This is a genomic window from Acidobacteriota bacterium, from assembly GCA_009861545.1.
Lineage (GTDB): Bacteria > Acidobacteriota > Vicinamibacteria > Vicinamibacterales > UBA8438 > WTFV01.
In genome coordinates this window covers 1-6174 of record VXME01000119.1, presented here as the reverse complement: position 1 = coordinate 6174, position 6174 = coordinate 1, and the positions used below count along the sequence as shown (strand labels likewise).

The 6174-nt window shown below is 69.8% G+C and carries 6 protein-coding genes; 4 read left to right on the top strand and 2 right to left on the bottom strand.

Annotated features, from left to right (window positions below; all coding sequences use genetic code 11):
- Window positions 1-110 precede the first annotated feature (110 nt).
- Window positions 111-2198 (bottom strand): pyrroloquinoline quinone-dependent dehydrogenase, encoded by a 2088-nt coding sequence (locus F4X11_19315; GenBank protein ID MYN67153.1) that lies wholly within the window; start codon window positions 2196-2198, stop codon window positions 111-113.
- Complete coding sequence (locus F4X11_19310; GenBank protein ID MYN67152.1) at window positions 2195-2437, bottom strand: hypothetical protein; 243 nt, start codon at window positions 2435-2437, stop codon at window positions 2195-2197. The genes F4X11_19315 and F4X11_19310 overlap by 4 nt, the downstream gene beginning before the upstream one ends.
- 101 nt (window positions 2438-2538) lie before the next feature.
- Here F4X11_19310 and F4X11_19305 point away from each other — a divergent pair, with 101 nt between their 5' ends.
- The 4 genes from F4X11_19305 to F4X11_19290 all read left to right on the top strand — a co-directional run bounded on the left by F4X11_19305 (window position 2539) and on the right by F4X11_19290 (window position 6131).
- Window positions 2539-3915, top strand: a complete 1377-nt coding sequence (locus tag F4X11_19305) for an FAD-containing oxidoreductase (GenBank protein MYN67151.1) — start codon at window positions 2539-2541, stop codon at window positions 3913-3915.
- Between the two features lie 171 nt (window positions 3916-4086).
- Window positions 4087-4272 carry a hypothetical protein gene (locus F4X11_19300; GenBank protein MYN67150.1) on the top strand — a complete coding sequence of 62 codons (186 nt, stop codon included), beginning with the start codon at window positions 4087-4089 and terminating at the stop codon, window positions 4270-4272.
- 52 nt (window positions 4273-4324) lie between these two features.
- Entirely contained in the window at window positions 4325-5404 is a 1080-nt protein-coding gene (locus tag F4X11_19295; protein MYN67149.1) for a hypothetical protein, read from the top strand.
- 97 nt (window positions 5405-5501) lie between these two features.
- Window positions 5502-6131 carry a GNAT family N-acetyltransferase gene (locus F4X11_19290; GenBank protein MYN67148.1) on the top strand — a complete coding sequence of 210 codons (630 nt, stop codon included), beginning with the start codon at window positions 5502-5504 and terminating at the stop codon, window positions 6129-6131.
- Window positions 6132-6174 lie beyond the last annotated feature (43 nt).

The window sequence follows — 6174 nt, the reverse complement described above, 5'->3', positions numbered from 1 at the left end:
AGCCGGTGGCGACGACCAGGGCCCGAGCCGGTGGCGACGACCAGGGCCCGAGCCGCGGGCTCCGCCACGGGGCCGAACGCATCAACAGCCGTCGCGGGCGATTGCGGGTGTCAAGGAAGCGCGAGCGCGATCAGCTCCGGCACGCGGCCGCCGCCGACCGTCAGCGCGATGTACTGCCGCCCGTCGACCAGGTAGGTCATCGGCGTCCCGATCGCGCCGCCCGGCAGGTCAATCTGCGCCAGCTCCTCGCCCGTCGCCTTGTCGAGCGCCACCAGGCGCGGTCCGTCGTTCGTTCCGCCGGTGGTCAGCGCGTAGATGAGGATGTCCGGCGTCAGCAGCGGCCCCGCCCGGCTGCTGTCGCCGCCGAGCGGCGGCAGGTCGAGGTCGCGCAGCAGGCGGTGGTTGCGGATGCGGTCGCCGTTGCCCATCGGCTTCATCCAGACGTGCTCGCCGGTGTTCATGTCGATGGCGGTCATGCGCGAATAGGGCGGCTTGAACAGCGGCAGCCCTTGCGGCATCTGCGGCCGGGTGCGGGTTGGTCCGCGCCGCTCGATAACGGCCAGCGTGGCCTCTTCGTCCGGCTCCGGCTCGCGGTACTGCATGACCGAATAGGCGTTGTTGGAGGGCACGTAGAGAATGCCCGTCTCCGGGTCGACCGCAGCCCCCGACCAGTTGGCGCCGCCGCCGGCGCTCGGCCGCTGGATGGTCCCGTCCCACATCGGCGGTGTGAAGATGGGGCCGAGCCGGTAGCCCTCGACCGCCTCGATCGCCATCTCGCGGATCTCCGGCGTGAAGTCGACCAGGTCGTCGATCACCGCACCCTGGTACTCGAACGGCGCCGGCCTCGTCGGGAACGGCTGCGTCGGCGACGGCCGCTCACCCGGCACGTTGGTGTCGGTCGCCACCGCGCGCTCCTCGATCGGCCAGATCGGCTCGCCGGTGGCCCGGTCGAAGGCGTAGAGGAAGCCCTGCTTGCTGACCTGCGCCAAGGCCTTCACCGGCCGGCCGTCGACCACCACGTCGAGCAGATTCGGCGCGGCCGGGAAGTCCCAGTCCCAGAGGCCGTGATGGACCGCCTGGAAATGCCACTCGCGCTCCCCCGTCTCGATGTTCAGGGCGACGACGCTCTCGGCGAACAGGTTGTCGCCGAGCCGGTGGCCGCCGTAGTAATCCGGCGCCGGGGTGTTGGTGGGCAGATACAGCAGCCCCAGCTCCGGGTCCGCGCTCATGAACGACCAGACGCCGACCTTTCCGGTCACGCGCCAGGAGTCGCCCTCCCAGGTGTCGTTGCCGAACTCGTCCCCCTGCGGGATGGTGTGGAACATCCACTTCATGCTCCCGGTGCGCACGTCGAAGCCGCGCATCCAGCCGGGAGGCGCCTCCCGGGTGATGTTGTAGGACGAGATGGACGACGGCGTGACGATCGTGTCGCCGACGACGAGCGGCGGCGACTGCACCGAATAGAGCAAGGCGTTCAGCCAGTCGCGGCTGCCGCGCTCGGCGCGCGGGATGCCCTCGGTCAGGTCGACCCAGCCGTCGTCGCCGAAGTCCGCGCAGGGACGGCCGGTCTTGGCGTCGACGCAGATCAGGTAGCCGTTGCCGGTCCCGAACAGGATGCGCTCGTCCTCCCGTGCCGGACCGTCCGACCAGTACGCCACCCCGCGCTGGTTCCAGCGCGCGGTCATCGTCGTGGTGCCCTCCTCGTAGGTCTTGGGGTTGTAGACCCACAGCGTCTCCCCCGTCTCGGCGTCGATGGACGCGGCCTGCGAGGTCGGCATGTTGATGAACAGCCGCCCGCCCACCATCAGCGGCGTCGCCTTCAGGTTCGTGATGTAGGGCGGCTGCGCGTCCCGCCAGCGGTCGGGATCGCGGCGCAGCAGCTCCTCGAAGATGAGCCGCGAGTCGGCCCACCACTCGCCGCCGTCCGGCGTGTCGATGCTCAGGAAGGCGTCGGCAGACAGCCAGCGCCAGGCGATCTCCAGGTCGCCGAAGTTGGTGCGGTCGATCTGGTCGAGCGGGGAGTACTTCGTGCCGCCGAGATCGCCGCCGTAGGTCGGCCACTCGCCGTTGGCCGGGGCGCCCCGCTGGGCCAGCGCCGGCGCGCCTGCCGCAAGGACCAGGGCCAGGGTGACCGTCCCCACCGCACCGGCCGCATTGTTCCGCATCCGTGTTCGATCGCGCATAGGTTGCCCCTTCATGCCACGCTGTTGGGTCTGTCGACGTGCCGGCCATCATAGCGCAGCGTCGCGGGTGCCCGCTCACGCCGAATCCTGCGCCCGGCGTCGTCCGTGAAGATGTCCATCAGGCGATCCTTGCGGAACGTCGCCGCCGCCCGGCGCGCGTACTCGGTCTGCTGGTGTGCGAATCCCCGCGTGGACCGCCATTCTCCGCGTTCGACCGACTCCAGAAGCTCACGCTCGTCGGCATCGAGTGGCATCTCTCACTACTCCTCGCCCAGGTACTTGCGCGTCATCTTCCGACTCGGAATGATCGTCTCACAACGGTGCTTTTCAAACACACGCCAATGGGAGCCAAGACATGAACTCGTACGACGCCATCGTGATCGGAACCGGTCAGGCGGGCCCCAGTCTCTCCGCGGCCCTGGCGGGCGCCGGCATGCGGGTGGCGGTCGTGGAACGGCACCGCTTCGGCGGGACCTGCGTCAACGTCGGCTGCATCCCGACGAAGGCGCTGGTGGCGAGCGCTCACGCCGCCCACGTCGCGCGGCGCGCCGGCGAGTTCGGCGTCATCATCGGCGGCGGCGTGTCGATCGACATGAAGAAGGTCAAGGCGCGCAAGGACGCCATCGTGCGTCGTTCGAGCGAGGGCGTCGAGAAGTGGCTCCGGGCCCTCGACAACGTGACCGTGCATACCGGTCATGCGCGCTTCGAGAGTCCGCGCACCATACGGGTAGAGGATCGAATCCTCCAGGCCGACCGCATCTTCATCAACGTCGGGGCGCGCGCTCACGTCCCCGCGTTCCCCGGACTCGACCGGGTCCCCTACCGGACCAACTCGGGCATGATGGCGGTCGACTCGCTGCCGGAGCACCTCGTCATCATCGGAGGCGGCTACATCGGCATCGAGTTCGCGCAGATGTACCGGCGGTTCGGCAGCCGCGTGACGCTGATTCACCGGGGCGACCGGCTGCTCCCGCGCGAGTCGGCCGACGTGTCGTCGGCCGTCAGGGAGATTCTCGAATCAGAGGGTGTCGAGGTCCGCCTCAACGCCGACTGCGTGCGCGTCGACACGCTCGACGACCGGATTGTCGCCGGCGTCACCTGCGACGACGGCCCGCCCCGCGTGACCGGATCCATGCTTCTCGTGGCCGCGGGACGCCGTCCCAACACCGATGACCTCGGCCTGGAAGCCGCCGGCGTCGAAGTGGACGCGCGTGGTCACGTACGCGTCGACGACACGCTCGCGACGGGTGTCCCCGGCGTGTGGGCGCTCGGCGAGTGCAACGGCCGCGGCGCATTCACCCACACCGCCTACAACGACTACGAGATCGTGGCCGCGAACCTGCTGCACGGCGACCGCCGCCGCGTGTCGGACCGGATCGACTGCTACGGCCTGTTCATCGATCCGCCCCTCGGCCGCGTCGGGATGACGGAGCAACAGGTGCGGGCGTCGGGACGCCCGGCGCTGGTGGGCAAACGGCCGATGACGAAAGTCGGGCGCGCAGTCCAGCGCGGCGAGACGCAAGGGTTCATGAAGGTGCTGGTCGACGCCTCGAACAAGCAGATCCTCGGCGCCGCCATTCTCGGCGTCGGCGGCGACGAAGCCGTCCACGCCATCCTCGACGTCATGTACGCGAAGGCGCCGTACACGGTCATTCAACGTGCGGTGCACATTCATCCCACCGTCGCCGAGCTCGTTCCCACCATGCTGGGCGATCTGAAGCCCCTGGTGTGACGACGTAACCGTCCCGCCGTATCGCTACGGCTCGGACTCGCTCCCGGTGGCAACCGCTGGCACTGGTGCGGATACACGGGCGGCTGCCTCCTTCACGCACGCGAGCAACGTCCCGGCCCGGTCTTGACCGCCGGCCGACATCCGGCTACGTTGCAGGCGATGGCCTCTCTGATGACGAATCTCCTCGAGCGCCGCGTGCCCCCGTTCCATCGCGCTCTACGCGTGCTGGAACGGAGGTCCGACGCCGCCGGTGCCGTCGAGCACCTGCCACGGGCTCTCGCGGCGTGGGAGAACGCCGACGCGGAATACGAGCCGGCGCGCGAGGCGCGCGAGAGGCTGGCCGCGCTGGACGGCTGAACCCGCGTCCGCCGCGCGTGCGTGCTACGGTTCGGGAATGACGATGGCACTCATGGCATCCAGGCTCCGCGCGCCCAGGCTCCCGGCAGCGCTGTCCCTTGCGCTCGGCGCGCTCGTCGGGGCAGCGGGTCCTGCCGCTGCACAGCCCGACATCGCGCCTCAAAACGACGCCCCGAATCCCTACGCGACCGTCGACGGTTGGGCGAAGCTGCCGGAAGGCCGCGAATGGGGCTCGACCGGCGGCGTGGACATGGACCGGGACGGGCGCCACGTGTGGGTCGCCGAGCGTTGCGGCGGCAACTCCTGCGCGGGCGTCGATCTCGACCCGGTCCTGAAGTTCGACCCGGCGGGCAACCTCGTCGCCAGCTTCGGCGCCGGACTCATGATCCAGCCGCACGGGCTGCACGTCGACCCCGACGGCAACGTCTGGGTGACCGACGCGCAGGGGCCCGACGGCGTGGATCCCCATCGCGAGGGCAAGGGCCACGTGGCGATGAAGTTCAGCCCGCGGGGCGAGCTGCTGATGACACTGGGCACGCCCGGCGTCGGCGCCGCCGGACAGAGCACCCTGGACCAGCCATGCGACGTGGTGGTCGCGGCGGACGGGACCATCTACGTCGCCGACGGCCACGGCGGCCAGCTCCCCGGGGCCGGGCCGCACACGACGGCGCGCGTCGTCAAGTTCGCGCCGGACGGGAGCTATCTCGCCGAATGGGGCTCGCACGGCGGCGGACCGGGCCAGTTCCGCACGCCGCACGCCATCGCTCTCGACTCGCGCGGTCGCGTCGTGGTCGCGGACCGGGGCAACGACCGCCTCCAGGTGTTCGACACGGACGGCGCGTTCATCGAGGAGTTCTACCAGTACAGCCGGCCGAGCGGCCTCCACATCGCCGCCGACGACACGGTCTACGTCGCCGACTCCGCCTCGTCGCGCAACGGTCAGCATCCAGGCTGGGAGTACGGCATCCGGATCGGCAACCTGCGAACCGGATCGCTCGACTGGTTCATCGACGGCTCGAATCCCGAGGGGGTGACCGTCGCCGGCGACGGGACGGTGTACGGCGCGGTCGTCGCTTTCGGAGGCGCCCTCCTGCGGTACGTCCGGCCGGACGCCCCGGGCGAGGGAAGGTGAGCGCGCCGCCAGCCGATCGGCTCCCCACGGACGACGGACCTCCGGTCGCCCACTGGTGGTCGACCCTGCTCCCTGCCAGTTGCCGGGCGGACGGCCGATGGAGGGCATGACAGTCCGGCTTGAGCACCCCGACGCCGCGCGCGACGCCGCTCTCCTGTTCGACGCCACCCATTGCGAGCACGCCGACCCCGGGCAGTGGACCTACATGGCCTACGGCCCGTTCGAGAGCGCGGACGCCATGCGCTCGGCGATGGTGCGCCTCGTCGCGGGCTCGAGAGACCCGCAGTGGTGGCTCGTCCGCGGGCAGTCTTCGGGCTCCCCGGTCGGCATGGCGGCGTTCATGAACATGGTCCCGACCCATCGCCGGCTGGAGCTGGGCCACATCTGGTACGTTCCCGCCGCCCAAAGAACCGCCGTGAACACGGAGACCGTTTACCTGATGCTCAGCGAGAGCTTCGACCGGCTGGGCTACCGCTGCGTCGAGTGGAAGTGCGATGCCTTGAACGCCCGGTCCAGGACCGCCGCAGCGCGACTGGGCTTCCGCTTCGAGGGCATCTTCCGGCAGCACTGCATCGTGAAGAAGCGGAACCGCGACACCGCGTGGTTCGCCATGCTCGACTCGGAATGGCCCGGATATCAGGAAGAACTTCGAGACCGTTCTCTACGACCCGGGCTGCCGCGAATCCCTGACCACGCTCAACGCGCCGTACGTGGCCGTACCCACTAGTGTCCCAAGAAACTCGAGGCGGCTACCCGTAAGTTACAGAATG

Excerpts from the sequence above, each read along its gene's own strand:
- F4X11_19315 (MYN67153.1), bottom strand. The coding sequence starts at position 2,198 with ATGAAGGGGCAACCTATGCGCGATCGAACACGGATGCGGAACAATGCG.
- F4X11_19310 (MYN67152.1), bottom strand. The coding sequence starts at position 2,437 with ATGCCACTCGATGCCGACGAGCGTGAGCTTCTGGAGTCGGTCGAACGC.
- F4X11_19305 (MYN67151.1), top strand. The coding sequence starts at position 2,539 with ATGAACTCGTACGACGCCATCGTGATCGGAACCGGTCAGGCGGGCCCC.
- F4X11_19300 (MYN67150.1), top strand. The coding sequence starts at position 4,087 with ATGACGAATCTCCTCGAGCGCCGCGTGCCCCCGTTCCATCGCGCTCTA.
- F4X11_19295 (MYN67149.1), top strand. The coding sequence starts at position 4,325 with ATGGCATCCAGGCTCCGCGCGCCCAGGCTCCCGGCAGCGCTGTCCCTT.
- F4X11_19290 (MYN67148.1), top strand. The coding sequence starts at position 5,502 with ATGGAGGGCATGACAGTCCGGCTTGAGCACCCCGACGCCGCGCGCGAC.